18 protein-coding genes are annotated in these 17,061 nt (G+C 50.3%); 7 read left to right on the top strand and 11 right to left on the bottom strand.

Going from position 1 to position 17,061, the window contains the following annotated elements:
- Window positions 1-70 precede the first annotated feature (70 nt).
- Window positions 71-262 (top strand): YebW family protein, encoded by a 192-nt coding sequence (locus tag BEB42_RS09150; RefSeq protein WP_001296140.1) that lies wholly within the window; start codon window positions 71-73, stop codon window positions 260-262.
- Here the strand turns inward: BEB42_RS09150 and pphA are convergent, their stop codons facing one another.
- The 4 genes from pphA to yobA form a co-directional block, all read right to left on the bottom strand.
- Window positions 263-919 (bottom strand): protein-serine/threonine phosphatase, encoded by a 657-nt coding sequence (gene pphA / locus BEB42_RS09145; protein ID WP_105267300.1) that lies wholly within the window; start codon window positions 917-919, stop codon window positions 263-265.
- A 394-nt stretch (window positions 920-1,313) separates the two neighbouring features.
- Window positions 1,314-1,655, bottom strand: coding sequence for a YebY family protein (locus BEB42_RS09140; RefSeq protein WP_000976467.1), 342 nt, complete (start codon window positions 1,653-1,655; stop codon window positions 1,314-1,316).
- A 12-nt stretch (window positions 1,656-1,667) separates the two neighbouring features.
- Window positions 1,668-2,540 carry a copper homeostasis membrane protein CopD gene (gene copD / locus BEB42_RS09135; protein WP_000879324.1) on the bottom strand — a complete coding sequence of 291 codons (873 nt, stop codon included), beginning with the start codon at window positions 2,538-2,540 and terminating at the stop codon, window positions 1,668-1,670.
- Window positions 2,541-2,543: 3 nt separating this feature from the next.
- Complete coding sequence (yobA, locus tag BEB42_RS09130; RefSeq protein WP_000204701.1) at window positions 2,544-2,918, bottom strand: CopC domain-containing protein YobA; 375 nt, start codon at window positions 2,916-2,918, stop codon at window positions 2,544-2,546.
- A gap of 138 nt (window positions 2,919-3,056) precedes the next feature.
- Between yobA and holE the strand changes: the two genes are divergently transcribed.
- The 3 genes from holE (at window position 3,057) to exoX (ending at window position 4,731) form a co-directional block, all read left to right on the top strand.
- The gene (gene holE, locus BEB42_RS09125) at window positions 3,057-3,287 is read left to right on the top strand and encodes a DNA polymerase III subunit theta (RefSeq protein WP_000916763.1); all 231 of its coding nucleotides are present in this window, start codon (window positions 3,057-3,059) and stop codon (window positions 3,285-3,287) included.
- A gap of 101 nt (window positions 3,288-3,388) precedes the next feature.
- The gene (yobB, locus tag BEB42_RS09120) at window positions 3,389-4,045 is read left to right on the top strand and encodes a carbon-nitrogen hydrolase family protein YobB (protein WP_000011660.1); all 657 of its coding nucleotides are present in this window, start codon (window positions 3,389-3,391) and stop codon (window positions 4,043-4,045) included.
- A gap of 23 nt (window positions 4,046-4,068) precedes the next feature.
- A complete protein-coding gene (gene exoX, locus BEB42_RS09115) occupies window positions 4,069-4,731 on the top strand; it encodes an exodeoxyribonuclease X (protein ID WP_000944256.1) in 663 nt (220 codons plus the stop codon).
- Here the strand turns inward: exoX and ptrB are convergent.
- The 4 genes from ptrB to yebG all read right to left on the bottom strand — a co-directional run bounded on the left by ptrB (window position 4,728) and on the right by yebG (window position 8,696).
- Window positions 4,728-6,788 carry an oligopeptidase B gene (gene ptrB, locus BEB42_RS09110; protein WP_105267299.1) on the bottom strand — a complete coding sequence of 687 codons (2,061 nt, stop codon included), beginning with the start codon at window positions 6,786-6,788 and terminating at the stop codon, window positions 4,728-4,730. The two genes, exoX and ptrB, sit on opposite strands and share 4 nt — an antisense overlap.
- A gap of 208 nt (window positions 6,789-6,996) precedes the next feature.
- Entirely contained in the window at window positions 6,997-7,656 is a 660-nt protein-coding gene (locus BEB42_RS09105; protein ID WP_105267298.1) for a tellurite resistance TerB family protein, read from the bottom strand.
- Window positions 7,657-7,982: 326 nt separating this feature from the next.
- Window positions 7,983-8,339 carry a protein YebF gene (yebF, locus tag BEB42_RS09100; RefSeq protein WP_001295500.1) on the bottom strand — a complete coding sequence of 119 codons (357 nt, stop codon included), beginning with the start codon at window positions 8,337-8,339 and terminating at the stop codon, window positions 7,983-7,985.
- A 66-nt stretch (window positions 8,340-8,405) separates the two neighbouring features.
- On the bottom strand, window positions 8,406-8,696 hold the full coding sequence (gene yebG / locus BEB42_RS09095; protein ID WP_000257738.1) for a DNA damage-inducible protein YebG: 291 nt from the start codon (window positions 8,694-8,696) through the stop codon (window positions 8,406-8,408).
- Between the two features lie 133 nt (window positions 8,697-8,829).
- On the opposite strand from yebG, the gene purT reads away from it, so the two are divergent.
- A complete protein-coding gene (gene purT / locus BEB42_RS09090; protein WP_105267297.1) occupies window positions 8,830-10,008 on the top strand; it encodes a formate-dependent phosphoribosylglycinamide formyltransferase in 1,179 nt (392 codons plus the stop codon).
- A gap of 54 nt (window positions 10,009-10,062) precedes the next feature.
- Here purT and kdgA read toward each other — a convergent pair whose 3' ends face one another.
- The 3 genes from kdgA to zwf all read right to left on the bottom strand — a co-directional run bounded on the left by kdgA (window position 10,063) and on the right by zwf (window position 14,262).
- Window positions 10,063-10,704 (bottom strand): bifunctional 4-hydroxy-2-oxoglutarate aldolase/2-dehydro-3-deoxy-phosphogluconate aldolase, encoded by a 642-nt coding sequence (gene kdgA / locus BEB42_RS09085; protein ID WP_000800512.1) that lies wholly within the window; start codon window positions 10,702-10,704, stop codon window positions 10,063-10,065.
- 36 nt (window positions 10,705-10,740) lie between these two features.
- Entirely contained in the window at window positions 10,741-12,552 is a 1,812-nt protein-coding gene (edd, locus tag BEB42_RS09080) for a phosphogluconate dehydratase (RefSeq protein WP_001069461.1), read from the bottom strand.
- Between the two features lie 234 nt (window positions 12,553-12,786).
- Complete coding sequence (zwf, locus tag BEB42_RS09075) at window positions 12,787-14,262, bottom strand: glucose-6-phosphate dehydrogenase (protein WP_000301730.1); 1,476 nt, start codon at window positions 14,260-14,262, stop codon at window positions 12,787-12,789.
- A gap of 337 nt (window positions 14,263-14,599) precedes the next feature.
- On the opposite strand from zwf, the gene hexR reads away from it, so the two are divergent.
- Window positions 14,600-15,469 (top strand): DNA-binding transcriptional regulator HexR, encoded by an 870-nt coding sequence (hexR, locus tag BEB42_RS09070; protein ID WP_001056701.1) that lies wholly within the window; start codon window positions 14,600-14,602, stop codon window positions 15,467-15,469.
- 127 nt (window positions 15,470-15,596) lie between these two features.
- Window positions 15,597-17,039: a pyruvate kinase gene (gene pyk, locus BEB42_RS09065; protein WP_000091148.1), complete on the top strand. Its 1,443-nt coding sequence runs from the start codon at window positions 15,597-15,599 to the stop codon at window positions 17,037-17,039.
- Window positions 17,040-17,061 lie beyond the last annotated feature (22 nt).

Raw genomic sequence — 17,061 nt, 5'->3', positions numbered from 1 at the left:
GTCCTGGTTATTCCCCCGTTGTAAAATCTCTCCTAAACTTAACGGTACGGCACCACACTTCGGGGATGAAATGTTCGCGCTGGTACTTTTTGTTTGCTACCTGGATGGCGGTTGTGAAGATATTGTTGTGGATGTCTACAACACGGAACAACAGTGTCTTTATTCTATGAGCGATCAACGGATCCGCCATGGCGGTTGTTTTCCGATTGAGGATTTTATAGATGGTTTCTGGCGACCTGCACAGGAGTACGGTGATTTTTAATTATTGCAATTGCACAAGAGTCAGTTCTCCCCCAAAGACAGCACCGGTATCAATATAATGCAGGTTGCCAATATCCACGCGATGGCGCAACGGTGTATGACCAAACCAGAAATGATCAGCACCTGTAATTCCCTGCCCTTTTTGGCCTTCAAGTAATCGTGAGCGGCTCCACAAGACCTGATGCAAATCGACGTCCTTTTGCCATTCATAAACATCATCCGGATAATCGGCATGGGCAATAACATGTTTGCCGGTGCGACTGTGTACTTCAAGAATAAAGGGCAAATACTGACATTTTTCCAGCGCCGTTTTCGCTTGTTTCTGTTGATTATCTGCCAGCGCAATAAACCAGTCGCCGCCATTCATCAACCACAAAGACATCTGCTGGGATGCCAGCGCATCCATCGCCATCTGTTCATGATTGCCTCTTACCGCACGAACCCAATGTTGTTCCAGTAACTGCAGGCAACGTAAACTTTGCGGCCCACGATCGATAACGTCTCCCACTGAGATAAGTAAATCTCGCCACGGTTCAAAACGACAATGCCATAATTTGCGGCGCAACTGCTCAAGACAACCGTGTATATCGCCTGAAAGCCAGATATGTCGCCATTGATGACCCGCAATTCTCTGATAAACGGGCGCAGGCTGTTTCATCAATATTTTCCTCCCGCGCTAAAGATCACATAATCTTAACAAGAATGTTAAAAAACGCTGGACTCAGACAGTAGAGTGTGTGTTATGGTTGACTATAAAGTCAGCGAAGGGAATGCTTCTGGCTTTTAACAGATAAAAAGAGACCGAACACGATTCCTGTATTCGGTCCAGGGAAATGGCTCTTGGGAGAGAGCCGTGCGCTAAAAGTTGGCATTAATGCAGGCTTAGTTGCCTTGCCCTTTAAGAATAGATGACGACGCCAGGTTTTCCAGTTTGCGTGCAAAATGGTCAATAAAAAGCGTGGTGGTCATCAGCTTAAATGTTAAAAACCGCCTGTTCTGGTGAAAGAACTGAGGCGGTTTTTTATTGGAAATCAAAAGGCTATTTTAGGTAATTAACAGAGTTTTTCAGCTCGCTCTATAAACGGTGCCAGACTCATTTTTTCACCTGGATTGTTAGGATCATCAATCTGAATCACCGAAATGGGCTGGGCATTGGTCTTCCCGCTGGCGACTTCCTTTTGTGCGATATCGTTCAAAGGATACTGCACGAGGGTACTCGGATTAATAACATACAACGCATGGCCCGGTCGGCATGTCAGCATCACCTCTTCGCGGTTAAATGCCCATTTGTCTTTACCCACTTCAAAACGACTGACGGTAATCACCTGCGGTGCCGCCAGCGCCGCTGCAGAACTGGTGAGTAACAGAAACGCCAGAATACTTTTTTTCATCATTTTCGTAATCCATCAAAAAGGTTCGAGAGTCGCAAGCAGGCTGATGATCACCAGCACTACCGCACCTATCGCCCATTCGAGTTTAGTCATCCACACAAACCAGGGAGCCGCACGATCTTCATCCTGCCTCATGCGCGGTACAAGAACATAACGATTAGCCAGCGCGATGACCACCATAATCATCACCAGTATGGCTTTGAGCAATAAGAGTTGGCCCCAGTAAGTCGTAAGCGTGGGGGGAAATCTGGTAATCAACAATGCATTAAGCACGCCGCTTGCCAGTACGCCGATCACCGCAAAATGCCCGCACCAGGAAAAACGCATCAGCGCCTGAATAGCCTGGTGTCGCCAACGGCCTTTGATGAGTTGCATACACCAGAGCACCGGAAGTAATCCTCCAAACCACGCCGCCGCACAGATCAGGTGAATCGCGTGATTAGTCTGATGGATTTTCGCCGTTACCCCTTCATTCAGCGTCGCATGCCCGACTCCCGCCAGCAGAATAAATTGCGCGGTAGTGAGCATAAACAGCAAACGTGGCATATTCCGCGGTTGCATAAGGGCGACGATCAACGTTACGAGGGCGAGAACAATTTGCCATAACCAGACACCACCAAACTGCGTTTGCAAAACAGCCTGCCAAATGTTTGGCGAAAATACATCTGACCATCCCGTTCCCATCAACCCGCCCTGAACGGCGAGCATTGCAGTGGCACTGATCAAACTCCAGACGGCAGCGTGCTGTTGTAAACGCAGAAAACGCTTCGTCAGCAAGCGACGAATCGTTAAGGGGGCCAGCCAGGCACCGTACATTGCGAAGCCAAAAACCAGCATCAGCGAGGTGAAATGGATAAATCGCAGCGCGATCCAGGTAAACGCCAGCATGATTTATTTCACGCTAAAGGTGTAGTGTCCTTTCGTTTTATGCCCGTCCACCGAAACAACATGCCAGTCAACGGTGTAGGTTCCGGGTTTCAGCGAATCGGCCAGTGGAACAATCAGTTGCTTTTGGTCCTGCTCATTCCGCTTCGCCGGTAATGTTTTAATATTTTCGTTTTTTGGCCCCGTGATTTTTGCACCACTGAATCCTGTTTCAACGCCTTCCGAGAAGTTTAAAGTGATTGCCTGCGGGGCAGCTGTCACTTGCGCGTTTGCCGCAGGATACTGATGCGTTAAATGCGCATGTGCCCAGACGGAAGGTGTCACCAACGTAGTGGTCAGGATTGCCAGCGCGTAGCGAAGGGAGCGTGCAGTTGAAGTCATATTATCTATTCCTTTTTGTAATAACTTTTTTACAGAGCATAACCTTGTCTAATGTCTGAGTCGAGGATCATCAATTCCGGCTTGCCATCCAGGCTCACTCTTAGTAACTTTTGCCCGCGAATGATGAGGAGATTAAGAATGCTGAAGAATCTGGCTAAACTGGATCAAACAGAAATGGATAAAGTGAATGTCGATTTGGCGGCAGCCGGGGTGGCATTTAAAGAACGCTACAATATGCCGGTGATCGCTGAAGCGGTTGAACGTGAACAGCCTGAACATTTGCGCAGCTGGTTTCGCGAGCGGCTTATCGCCCACCGTTTGGCTTCGGTCAATCTGTCACGTTTACCTTACGAGCCCAAACTTAAATAAAACTTATACAGAGTTACACTTTCTTACATAACGCCTGCTAAATTATGAGTATTTTCTAAACCGCACCCATAATTTGCAGTCATTTTGAAAAGGAAGTCATTATGTCGTTCTGGAAAGTTGCAGCAGCGCAATATGAGCCTCGTAAAACCTCACTGACCGAACAGGTAGCTCATCATCTGGAGTTTGTGAGGGCCGCTGCCAGGCAACAATGTCAGCTGTTAGTTTTTCCATCGCTTTCTTTACTGGGGTGTGATTATTCGCGACGTGCCCTTCCTGCCCCACCCGATCTCTCGCTGTTAGACCCGCTTTGTTATGCTGCAACGACCTGGCGAATGACCATCATTGCCGGCCTTCCCGTTGAATATAATGATCGCTTTATTCGTGGAATTGCGGTGTTCGCACCGTGGCGAAAAACGCCAGGGATCTACCATCAGAGTCATGGTGCATGTCTGGGCCGTCGTTCCAGAACCATCACGGTGGTCGATGAACAACCGCAAGGTATGGATATGGATCCGACCTGTTCACTATTTACGACAGGGCAATGTCTGGGGGAACCCGACCTGCTGGCGTCGACCCGCCGCTTACAATTTTTTTCACATCAGTACTCAATTGCCGTGCTGATGGCAAATGCCCGTGGTAACAGTGCACTATGGGATGAACATGGTCGTCTCATCGTTCGCGCCGATCGTGGTTCATTATTGTTAGTCGGTCAGCGTTCATCACAGGGTTGGCAAGGCGATATCATTCCATTACGCTAGGCTTTTTCGGCCTGGAGCATGCCATGTTGCGCATTATCGATACAGAAACCTGCGGTTTGCAGGGAGGGATCGTTGAGATTGCCTCTGTTGATGTCATTGACGGAAAAATCGTCAACCCCATGAGCCACCTGGTGCGCCCCGATCGTCCTATTAGTCCACAGGCGATGGCGATTCATCGCATCACCGAAGCCATGGTCGCCGATAAACCGTGGATTGAAGATGTGATCCCGCACTATTACGGTAGTGAATGGTATGTCGCGCACAACGCCAGCTTTGACCGCCGCGTACTGCCTGAGATGCCCGGTGAGTGGATTTGCACTATGAAACTGGCCCGTCGTCTGTGGCCAGGGATCAAGTACAGCAATATGGCGTTATATAAAACACGGAAGCTCAATGTACAGACGCCGCCGGGCCTGCATCATCACCGCGCGTTGTATGACTGTTATATCACCGCTGCGTTGCTTATCGATATTATGAACACCTCCGGCTGGACGGCAGAACAGATGGCCGATATCACCGGACGTCCATCGTTGATGACGACCTTCACCTTTGGCAAATACCGTGGCAAAGCGGTTTCCGACGTTGCCGAACGCGATCCGGGCTATCTGCGCTGGTTATTTAATAACCTGGACAGCATGAGCCCGGAGCTGCGTTTAACACTGAAACATTATCTGGAAAATACTTAATCTACTGGCTTAGCGGGTAATGTTCCCTGTGCCAGCGCGACCAGAAAAGCATATTCCATCGCTACGCCTTCATACGATTTAAAGCGACCAGATTTACCGCCATGGCCTGAGTCCATGTCGGTACAGAGCAATAAAAGATGGTTATCGGTTTTCAGCTCGCGCAATTTAGCGACCCATTTTGCCGGTTCCCAATATTGCACCTGAGAATCGTGCAAACCGGTCGTTACCAGCAAATGCGGATAAGCCTGGGAGGTAACGTTGTCATACGGGCTGTAGCTTTTCATGTACTCGTAATATTGCGGATCCTGCGGATTCCCCCACTCTTCAAACTCACCAGTGGTAAGAGGAATTGATTCATCAAGCATCGTTGTTACAACATCAACAAATGGTACCTGGGCGATAACGCCGTGGAACAATTCCGGGCGTTGATTAATTGCAACGCCCATCAACATGCCCCCCGCACTCCCGCCCATCGCATAACAGAGCGAAGGAGAGCCATAGCCCAGTTTTAACAATGCATCGCAGGCATCAAGATAATCATTAAACGTATTTTTCTTCTTCAGAAATTTTCCGTCTTCGTACCATTGTTGCCCCAGCTCACCACCGCCGCGAACATGGACAATGGCGTAGACAAATCCACGATCCAACAAACTCAAGCGGCTAAAACTGAAATCGGCATCAATACTTGCGCCGTAAGAACCGTAGCCATACACCAGTAGCGGGTTATGTCCTTTGCGAAAATGTTTGCGATGATAAACCAGCGAAACCGGGACTTCGACGCCATCACGGGCGACTATCCACAGGTGTTCACTGCGGTAATTCGCCGCATCAAAACCGGGAACTTCCGTTTGTTTTAATACACGACGCTCACCGGTATTCATATCCAGTTCAAACAAAGTATCTGGTGTGGTCATGGAAGAATAACCATAACGCAATCGCGCGGTTTCAGGTTCTGGATTGTAGGCAATCCAGGTCACATAGGCTGGATCATCAAAGGCAATGCCAATGACTTCCCGGGTCTTGCGGTTGATTTGGCGCAAACTGGTTAACCCGCGCTGACGCTCTTCAACCACCAGCCAGTCGGTAAACAGCGTAAACCCTTCCAACATAATGTTATCGCGTGGCGGAATTAACTCTTCCCACTGTTGTTCATCACGCATACGGGTACGGTATAAGCCAAAGTTTTTGCCGTGGCGGTTGGAACGCAGATAAAACCGATGCTGGTAGTGATCAAGGCTGTATTCGTGATCTTTGCGTCGCGGCAGAAAAACAAACGGCTCGGCATCGGCCATTTCCGCGTCCAGCAGGCGAACTTCACTGGTGGTGGCGCTGGCCAGATGAATGACTACATAGTGCTTCGAGGTCGTTTTATGCAGGCTGACGTAATAGGTATCGTCTTTTTCTTCGTAGATCAGTTTATCCTGCGATGCTGGCGTACCGATGGCGTGACGCCAGACCTGATAAGGCAGCAGTGTCACCGGATGCTTACGTACGTAGTAAAACGTCCAGGAGTCATTCGCCCAGACAAAGCTGGGTTCAACGTTATCGAGCAGTTCCGGGTACCAGTTACCTGTTTCCAGATTACGAAAACGAATGCCGTACTGGCGTCGGGAAAGAAAATCTTCTGCCAGTGCCATAATGGTGTTATCGGGCGTAATCGCCATTCCGCCCATCGAATAAAACTCACTGTGCGCCGCGCGCTTGTTGGCATCGAGCAATGTTTCCCACTCATCCCACTCTTCGCTGAACGCCGATTGACGCTGGTAGATAGCATATTCACAGCCTGGTTCATAAATATGCCGATAGCGGTAGCCATTTTTGATGTAGGGCGCAGAAACTTCTCTTTGCGGAATGCGGTCGATGATTTCCTTTAAGATGCGATCCTGTAAGGCTTGTTGCGAGGCCATCACCCGATGACCGTAACTATTTTCTTGCTGCAGGTAGTCCAGGACTTCCGGCTGAGAACGCGTATCGTCCCGCAGCCAGTAGTAATTATCGATGCGCGTATCGCCATGAAGCGTCATGGCGTGGGGAATGCGAGCGGCTTTTGGTAGCATGTTATTGTTCTTTCTGGTTGAAACATCTTATAAGGGTGGCAAAACTCACCGGGGATGCAAGCGAAACAGGGGAGTCATTGCTTAGATGATGACAGGTAATGGCGCGGATTTCGAATGTTATGCAGACAGAGAAGATCAGCCTGTTCAAATGGCTGTGCGGTTCTGGATAGCCCGAAATAGTCAACTTCAGGCTATCCAGAGAGCGGAATTATTCCGCCAAAGTACGTTTTTGCTGTTCGAGATCGCGTTCAATACCTTCACGAACATCCTGGGGGATTTTCAGCGCGTCACCCAGGGCATTCAGGTAACTGCGTTCCATAAAATGGTCAATATCAATAGCCGCGCAGCTCAGGAAATAGATTTCCAGCGCCTCTTCTTCATTGCGGACCCCGGTAGCCAGGCGTTGTGGATCCAGCGGTTGTTCGATTGCCTGCTCAATGAGTAAACGCCCCTGCTCTTCCACGCCGGCTTCACGCAATTGCTGGTCGATTACCGCACGTTCTCTGGCATCAATATGACCATCACTTTTAGCGGCAAAGACCAGCGCAAGGATCAAACGTGCCGTACGCTCATCCAGCGGCGTACTTTGCGCGCCAAACTGCGGTTCGTCCTGATGCGCCGCGCGAATTTTATCTTTGTATTTATTCCACAGCACCGTACCCGCTACCGCTCCGCCGCCAAGCAGCAACGCGTTGGTGCCATATTTCGTAAGAAGTTTACGTGCTGATTTATTTGCGACCAGCAGCCCAGCCAGTCCGCCTAATGCGCCAGGCACTAAAAGTTTGCCCAATCCCTGATCCGCAGACGAGGAGGTAGAAGAACTGCTTTGCCCAAGCAGGGATTGCAGTTGATTTAACCAGTTAGCCATATTTGCTCCTCAATAACCATTTTTAGTGCCTGTAGCATAGCGGATGAGGATGTCAGAAAATGTATATCGAGACAAAAGATGCGCAAATAAGCGGGTCGGCAGGCCGTTATTCAAAGAAATTCGCGCCAGGTAAGGTGTTCACTGTATATCAGGTGATAAGGGTATTTTAGGTGAACGTAATTTGACGTTTTGAGTGGCATTGTTTGATGCTGATTGCCCGATGCGACGCTGTTGCGTCTTCTCAGGCCTACAATTGAGGTGCCTTGTAGGGCGGACCAGGCACTCGCGCCGCATCCGCCGACGGTCAATCGAATTATCAGAGGCCATTAACGCCGCTGATATTCCGCCATTCCCGCTTTGCAGTCCACGCTGACCTGGTAATGAATATCGGCACTTTTACCACGCACGGTTAGCGGTACTGACCATTTATCATCTTTACCCTGAATGTCCTGCAAACTGACCCATGCCACAGGATCGGCCTGACCGACAATTTTTTGATCATCTGCCCAGCGCGCCACGCGATTTTGTTGATAATCACGTTTTACGCTCGCGGCAATTCCGGCAGCATCCAGACCTTCACACTTTGGGAAAGTGACCGACTTGCTGGTTTCATTATTGGCAGCGAAAACTGATGCGCAGGCAGAAACCAACAACAGCCCTAAAAACGCCCCTCTTTTTTTCATGTTTTTCTCCATAGCACAATGATTCAGGAGAAAGCATGGTACAAATTGTCAGGAGCGCAAGTTGCTTCAGGCCGCGTGTGAGGCATCTTCCTCTTCGGATTCAGCACCGACGACCTGTGGGGACGGTAATTTGCCGGTTTTCAGAATGGTGCTCAGCACATCTTTTTGTTCTGCCAGCCATAGCGAAAGGGCTTCACGTTGCTCGTCTTCCATTTGCACTGGAGAATTTGTCAGCCAGGTGTCAAGCAGATCCGCCGTATCAAGCATTTTGTCATAAGCATCGGCTTCCTTTTTGCTGGTAAACGACATTTTCTCTTCGCCCTCACGAATGACTACGTATTTAACTTCAACCGCCATTTGCAGCCTCTCATAATAACTGTGATTTTATACAGTATATTTCTTCTCGATTGGGAAATCAACATCAACAATAAAGACACGCGCAAACGTTTTCGTTTATACTGCGCGCGGAATTAATCAGGGGATATTCGTTATGACGTTATTAGGCACTGCGCTGCGTCCGGCAGCAACTCGCGTGATGTTATTAGGCTCCGGTGAACTGGGTAAAGAAGCGGCAATCGAGTGTCAGCGTCTCGGCGTAGAGGTGATTGCCGTCGATCGCTATGCCGACGCACCAGCCATGCATGTCGCGCATCGCTCCCATGTCATTAATATGCTTGATGGTGATGCATTACGCCGTGTGGTTGAACTGGAAAAACCACATTATATCGTGCCGGAGATCGAAGCTATTGCCACCGATATGCTGATTCAGCTTGAAAAGGAAGGACGGAATGTTGTCCCCTGCGCTCGCGCAACGAAATTAACGATGAATCGCGAGGGTATCCGTCGCCTGGCGGCAGAAGAACTGCAGCTACCCACTTCAACTTATCGTTTTGCCGATAGTGAAAGTCTTTTCCGCGAAGCAGTTGCCGCTATTGGCTATCCCTGCATAGTTAAACCGGTAATGAGCTCTTCCGGCAAAGGGCAGACGTTTATTCGTTCCGCCGAGCAGCTTACACATGCGTGGGAATACGCTCAGCAAGGTGGACGCGCCGGAGCGGGCCGCGTGATTGTTGAAGGCGTCGTTAAGTTTGACTTCGAAATTACCCTGCTAACCGTCAGCGCAGTGGATGGCGTCCATTTCTGTGCACCGGTAGGTCATCGCCAGGAAGATGGCGACTATCGTGAATCCTGGCAACCGCAGCAAATGAGTCAGCTGGCTCTGAAACGTGCGCAGGAGATTGCCCGCAAAGTAGTACTGGCACTGGGCGGTTATGGTCTGTTTGGTGTCGAGCTGTTTGTCTGTGGTGATGAGGTGATTTTCAGTGAGGTCTCCCCTCGCCCGCATGACACCGGGATGGTGACGTTAATTTCTCAGGATCTCTCGGAATTTGCCCTGCATGTGCGTGCTTTCCTCGGACTTCCGGTTGGCGGGATCCGCCAGTATGGCCCTGCAGCTTCTGCCGTTATCCTGCCACAACTGACCAGTCAGAATGTCACGTTTGATAATGTGCAGAATGCCGTAGGCGCAGGTTTGCAGATTCGTTTATTTGGTAAGCCGGAAATTGATGGCAGCCGTCGTCTGGGTGTAGCGCTGGCGACCGCTGAGAGTGTTGATGAAGCGATTGAGCGCGCAAAGCACGCCGCAGCACAGGTAAAAGTACAAGCTTAACCCCGGCGAAAAACGCTACAAAAATGCCCGATTCACGATCGGGCATTTTGACTTTTATAGCTTAGCGCCTTCTACAGCTTCACGCGCCAGCTTAGTAATGCGGTCGTAATCGCCCGCTTCCAGCGCATCTGCCGGAACCAGCCAGGAACCACCGATGCAGAGCACGCTTTTCAGCGCCAGGTAGTCACGGTAGTTAGCCGGAGAAATACCACCAGTCGGGCAGAAACGGACCTGGGAGAACGGACCCGCGATCGCCTGCAGGGCTTTCACGCCGCCGTTAGCTTCAGCCGGGAAGAATTTGAACTCTTTCAAACCGTAGTCCATACCCAGCATCAGTTCGGAAACAGTGCTGATCCCCGGAATCAGAGGAATAGTCCCTTCGGTAGCAGCTTTCAGCAGCGGCTCGGTCAGACCCGGGCTAATTGCGAACTGTGCACCCGCTTCGGTGACTTCTGCCAGCTGCTGTGGATTCAGCACCGTACCGGCACCCACAATCGCTTCAGGCACTTCTTTGGCGATAGCACGGATAGCGTCAACTGCACACTCGGTACGCAGAGTCACTTCCAGAACGCGCACCCCACCAGCAACCAACGCTTTTGCCATCGGCACCGCGTGTTCCAGTTTTTTTACCACGATAACCGGTACAACCGGGCCGGTGGTGAGGATTGATTCTGCACTTGTTTTCCAGTTTTTCATCAGAGTTTTCTCTCGCCTGATTACAAATTTGTCGTCTTAAAAAGTGATACAGGTTGCGCCCTGTTCGGCACCGGACAGTTTTTCGCGCAAGGCGCTGAATAATTCACGTCCTGTTCCCACGCGTGACGCGCTCAGGTCAGGAATGTGTGGTTCGCGAGCAGCCAGTTCCGCTTCGTCTACCAGCAGCGTCAGTTCGCCTGTCTGTCCATTCACACGAATGATGTCCCCGTCGCGCACTTTTGCCAGCAGCCCGCCATCGTAGGCTTCTGGTGTTACGTGGATAGCTGACGGCACTTTACCTGAAGCGCCGGAGAGTCGTCCATCGGTAACTAACGCAATTTTGAAACACCGGTCCAATAATACACCAAGTGGCGGCATGAGTTTATGTAATTCTGGCATTCCGTTCGCTTTTGGCCCCTGATGACGGACAACAACGACACAATCGCGGTCCAGCAAACCCGCTTCAAAGGCCGGCATAACGTCATGCTGGCTTTCAAAAACAACCGCAGGCGCTTCAATCACCTGGTTCTCTACCGGCACGGCAGAGGTTTTCATAACCGCTCGGCCCAGGTTACCGCTTAACACTTTTGTCCCGCCATGATGAGAGAAAGGTTGTTCGAAGGAAGCGATCACATTGTTGTCGAGTGATTTTTCTGCCCCTTCCCGCCAGTCCAGTTCACCATTATTCAGCCATGGTTCAAGGGTATAACGAGACAGACCAAAGCCTGCCACCGTATTGACATCTTCATGCAGCAGGCCTGCTTTGAGCAGTTCACGCACCAGAACCGGTACGCCACCTGCCGCCTGGAAGTGGTTAATATCGGCCGGACCGTTCGGGTAGAGACGTGCCATCAGCGGTACAACATCAGAAAGGTCAGAGAAGTCATCCCAGTTAATCTGAATACCGGCTGCGCGCGCCATCGCCACCAGGTGCATGGTGTGGTTAGTGGAACCACCGGTCGCCAGCAGTGCAACGATACCGTTCACCACCACTTTCTCATCGATCATCTTACCGATCGGCATCCATTCATTACCATTGCCGGTCATGCGTGTAACCTGGCGCGCAGCGGCAGCGGTCAAAGCATCGCGCAGCGGGGAGTCCGGATGAACAAAAGAAGAGCCCGGCAACTGCATCCCCATAAACTCCACCACCATCTGATTCGTATTGGCGGTACCGTAGAAAGTACATGTCCCTGGAGCATGATAAGACGCAGCTTCTGACTCCAGCAGCGCCATGCGGTCCACTTTACCTTCAGCATAAAGCTGGCGAATCCGCACTTTTTCTTTATTTGGCAAACCGCTTGCCATCGGACCTGACGGCACAAACACCGCAGGCAAATGCCCAAACGACAGGGCTGCCATCGTCAGCCCGGGGACAATCTTGTCGCACACACCGAGGAACAGCGCACCATCAAACATGTTATGGGACAGCCCCACCGCCGCAGACATCGCAATCACTTCGCGGCTTAACAGCGACAATTCCATTCCATCCTGCCCCTGGGTGACACCATCACACATCGCCGGAACACCGCCCGCAACCTGACCAACCGCATTCGCTTCATGCAGGGCTTTACGAATGATTTCTGGATAGTGTTCATAAGGCTGGTGTGCGGAGAGCATGTCGTTATAGGAAGTGATGATGGCGATATTGTTACGCAACATGCTTTTCAAAGAGGCTTTGTCTTCTGGCTGGCAGGCAGCGAAACCGTGTGCCAGGTTACCACATGCCAACTGCGAACGATGAACGGTCGAAGTTTTCGCTTGTTCTATCCGGGCGAGGTAAGCAGAGCGAGTCTCGCGCGAACGTTCAATGATTCGATTTGTTACGCGTAACAATTGTGGATTCATAAAGGCTCCTGAAATTGAGTTGTCAGAGCAGGATGATTCACAACGCGTTTCATTCAGAGGATTTATGACTGAAACGCCTGTAACCGGAGCTCATAGGGCAAAAACGTTTCAGTCAGTGTAATAAAAAAAGCCTCGTGGGTGAATCCACACGAGGCCTGAAAGTGTAAAAATTGTTCTACAATCTGTGCAAGATCATGTTACCGGTAAAATAACCATAAAGGATGAGTGCAGATATTACTCAAACTCATTCCAGGAACGGCCATCACGAGTAATCATCGCCACCGAGGCAACCGGCCCCCAGGTTCCGGCCTGATACGGTTTCGGCGCATCATTGTCCATCGCCCACGCCTCAGTAATGGAGTCCACCCATTTCCAGGCTTCTTCCACTTCATCGCGACGTACGAACAGTGCCTGAATACCACGCATGGTTTCCAGCAGCAGACGTTCATAGGCATCTGCCAGATGCGTTTGATTAAAGGTTTCTGAATAGCTCAGATCCAGCTTGGTGATTTGCAGGTTATGTTTGTGGTCAAGGCCAGGAACTTTATTCAGTACCTGGATATCCACGCCTTCATCAGGTTGCAGACGGATAGTCAGTTTATTCTGCGGCAGATCCTGCCACGACTCTTTGAACAGATTCAGTTCAGGTGTTTTGAAATAGACCACGACTTCAGAACATTTGGTCGGTAGACGTTTACCAGTACGCAGGTAGAATGGCACACCGGCCCAGCGCCAGTTATCAATGTCGACGCGGATCGCCACGAAGGTTTCTGTATTGCTGCTCTTGTTCGCGCCCTCTTCTTCCAGGTAGCCCGGAACTTTTTTGCCCTGGGCGAAGCCCGCTGTGTATTGCCCACGGACGGTTTTTTCGCGTACGTTGGAGCGATCGATGCGGCGCAGAGACTTCAGTACTTTCACTTTTTCATCGCGGATGCTGTCTGCACTCAAATCAGACGGCGGAGACATCGCAATCATGCAAAGAATTTGCAGCAGGTGGTTTTGGATCATATCGCGCATCTGACCGGCTTTATCAAAATAGCCCCAGCGCCCTTCGATCCCCACTTCTTCTGCCACGGTAATCTCAACATGATCAATAGTGCGATTGTCCCAGTTATTCACAAACAGGGAGTTAGCAAAACGCAGCGCCAACAGGTTCAGCACCGTTTCTTTACCAAGATAGTGGTCGATACGGTAAACCTGGCACTCCTCGAAGTATTCGCCAACTTGATCGTTGATTTCCCGCGAGGTCGCCAGCGACGTCCCCAGCGGTTTCTCCATAACTACGCGTGCCGGTTTAGCATTCAGTTTTGCCTCGCCAAGCCCTTTGCAGATTGCACCAAAAGTGCTGGGCGGCATGGCAAAGTAGTTAATGGTGATACGATTTTTTTGATCCAGCATCGCGCCGAGACGGCTGAATGCAGCTGTGTCATTGACATCGAGATTACAAAAATCCAGACGTGCACTCAGGGTGTCCCATAAACCTTCATCAATGGTTTCTTTCATGAAAGTTTCGAGCGCCTCGCGGACAACTTTGGTATAAGCCGCTTTATCCCAGTCAGCACGCCCTACGCCGATAATCCGGGTGTCCGGGTTGAGCTGACCGGCTTTTTCCAGTTGATACAGGGAAGGCAGCAATTTACGACGCGCAAGGTCGCCTTTCGCGCCGAAAATGACCAGGTCACAGGCCTGGGCTGTTTGCGTTACCGCCATATCATTCTCCTTAAGTTAACTAACCCGGTACTTAAGCCAGGGTATACTTGTAATTTTCTTACGGTGCACTGTACTGCTTTTACGAGCTTGCGAAAACTGTAAACGCTTATCCACCCGTGCGATTACAGTAAAAGCGCGCAAAGTGCGGCAAAACTGATAAAAAAATCATCGTTTTCCATTGGGTAAAAATCTGACACTGATCATGTTATGAAAAAAAATAACAACTTTTTTATCTGCTTTTGTCATTAACACAGCGCACAGGCGTAATATCTGTCAAAACTGCATTTCGATTTCTTTCAGTGCGGAAATCGTCATTACCCGTGAGTCTCTTTACATCATGAATATGCTGGAAAAAATCCAGTCTCAGCTGGAACATTTGAGCAAATCAGAGCGCAAAGTTGCCGAGGTCATTCTGGCTTCGCCCGATAACGCGATCCATTCGAGTATTGCTGCTCTGGCGCTGGAGGCCAATGTTAGTGAACCGACGGTGAATCGTTTCTGTCGCAGTATGGACACGCGCGGTTTTCCTGATTTTAAACTGCATCTGGCACAAAGTCTGGCGAATGGCACCCCCTATGTTAATCGCAACGTCAATGAAGATGACAGCGTTGAATCATACACGGGAAAAATATTTGAGTCGGCAATGGCGACGCTCGATCATGTCCGTCATTCACTGGATAAATCTGCCGTTAACCGCGCCGTCGACTTGCTCACTCAGGCCAAAAAAATCGCGTTTTTTGGATTAGGCTCTTCTGCCGCCGTTGCCCACGATGCGATGAATAAGTTCTTTCGTTTTAATGTTCCGGTGGTGTACTCCGATGATATCGTGCTGCAACGCATGAGTTGTATGAATTGTAGCGACGGAGACGTGGTGGTGCTGATTTCTCACACTGGAAGAACAAAAAATCTGGTCGAGTTGGCGCAGTTGGCACGGGAAAACGACGCCATGGTGATTGCCCTCACCTCTGCGGGTACCCCGCTTGCCCGAGAAGCAACGCTAGCAATTACCCTCGATGTACCGGAAGATACTGACATTTATATGCCCATGGTTTCTCGACTTGCACAGCTGACCGTGATAGATGTGCTGGCAACAGGTTTTACTTTGCGACGCGGTGCAAAATTCAGAGATAACTTGAAGCGGGTCAAGGAAGCGCTGAAGGAATCGCGTTTTGATAAGCAGTTACTTAATTTAAGTGACGATCGCTAAAAACGACTGTCACTGTTCTAATCTTATACGACATCCGAATGAGATTACTTTATCGCCATAACGGCGTTATTTCATTCGGATTTCATGTTCAAGCAACACCTGGTTGTTTCAGTCAACGGAGTATTACATGTCCAGAAGGCTTCGCAGAACAAAAATCGTTACCACGTTAGGCCCAGCAACAGATCGCGATAATAACCTTGAGAAAGTTATCGCTGCGGGTGCAAACGTTGTACGGATGAACTTTTCTCACGGCTCTCCTGAAGATCACAAAATGCGCGCGGATAAAGTTCGTGAGATTGCCGCAAAACTGGGGCGTCATGTGGCTATTCTGGGTGACCTCCAGGGGCCCAAAATCCGTGTATCCACCTTTAAAGAAGGCAAAGTTTTCCTCAATATTGGGGATAAATTCCTGCTCGACGCCAACCTAGGTAAAGGTGAAGGCGATAAAGAAAAAGTCGGTATCGACTACAAAGGCCTGCCTGCTGACGTCGTGCCGGGTGACATCCTGCTGCTGGACGATGGTCGCGTCCAGTTAAAAGTACTGGAAGTTCAAGGCATGAAAGTATTCACCGAAGTGACCGTCGGCGGTCCGCTCTCCAACAATAAAGGTATCAACAAACTCGGCGGTGGTTTGTCGGCTGAAGCGCTGACCGAAAAAGACAAAGCAGACATTAAGACTGCGGCGTTGATTGGCGTAGATTACCTGGCTGTTTCCTTCCCGCGCTGCGGCGAAGATCTGAACTATGCACGCCGCCTGGCTCGCGACGCAGGTTGTGATGCGAAAATTGTTGCCAAGGTTGAACGTGCGGAAGCCGTTTGCAGCCAGGATGCAATGGATGACATCATCCTCGCCTCTGACGTGGTAATGGTTGCTCGCGGCGACCTCGGTGTGGAAATTGGCGATCCGGAACTGGTCGGCATTCAGAAAGCGTTGATCCGTCGTGCACGTCAACTAAACCGCGCGGTAATCACTGCGACCCAGATGATGGAGTCAATGATTACTAACCCGATGCCGACGCGTGCAGAAGTCATGGACGTAGCAAACGCCGTTCTGGATGGTACTGACGCTGTGATGCTGTCTGCAGAAACTGCTGCTGGTCAGTATCCTTCAGAAACCGTTGCAGCCATGGCGCGTGTTTGCCTGGGTGCGGAAAAAATCCCGAGCATCAACGTTTCTAAACACCGTCTGGACGTTCAGTTCGACAATGTGGAAGAAGCTATCGCCATGTCAGCAATGTACGCGGCTAACCACCTGAAAGGCGTTACGGCGATCATCACTATGACCGAATCGGGTCGTACCGCTCTGATGACCTCCCGTATCAGCTCCGGTCTGCCGATTTTCGCTATGTCGCGCCATGAACGTACGCTGAATCTGACTGCTCTCTATCGTGGCGTTACGCCGGTGCACTTTGATAGCGCCAATGACGGCGTCGCAGCTGCCAGCGAAGCGGTTAATCTGCTGCGCGATAAAGGTTACTTGATGTCTGGTGACCTGGTGATTGTCACCCAGGGCGACGTGATGAGTACCGTGGGTTCTACTAATACCACGCGTATTTTAACGGTAGAGTAAGTACGTTGCCGGATGCGGCGAA

It is taken from the genome of Escherichia sp. MOD1-EC5990 (assembly GCF_002965285.1).
GTDB lineage: Bacteria > Pseudomonadota > Gammaproteobacteria > Enterobacterales > Enterobacteriaceae > Escherichia > Escherichia coli_F.
This window is presented reverse-complemented; position numbering and strand designations above follow the sequence as displayed.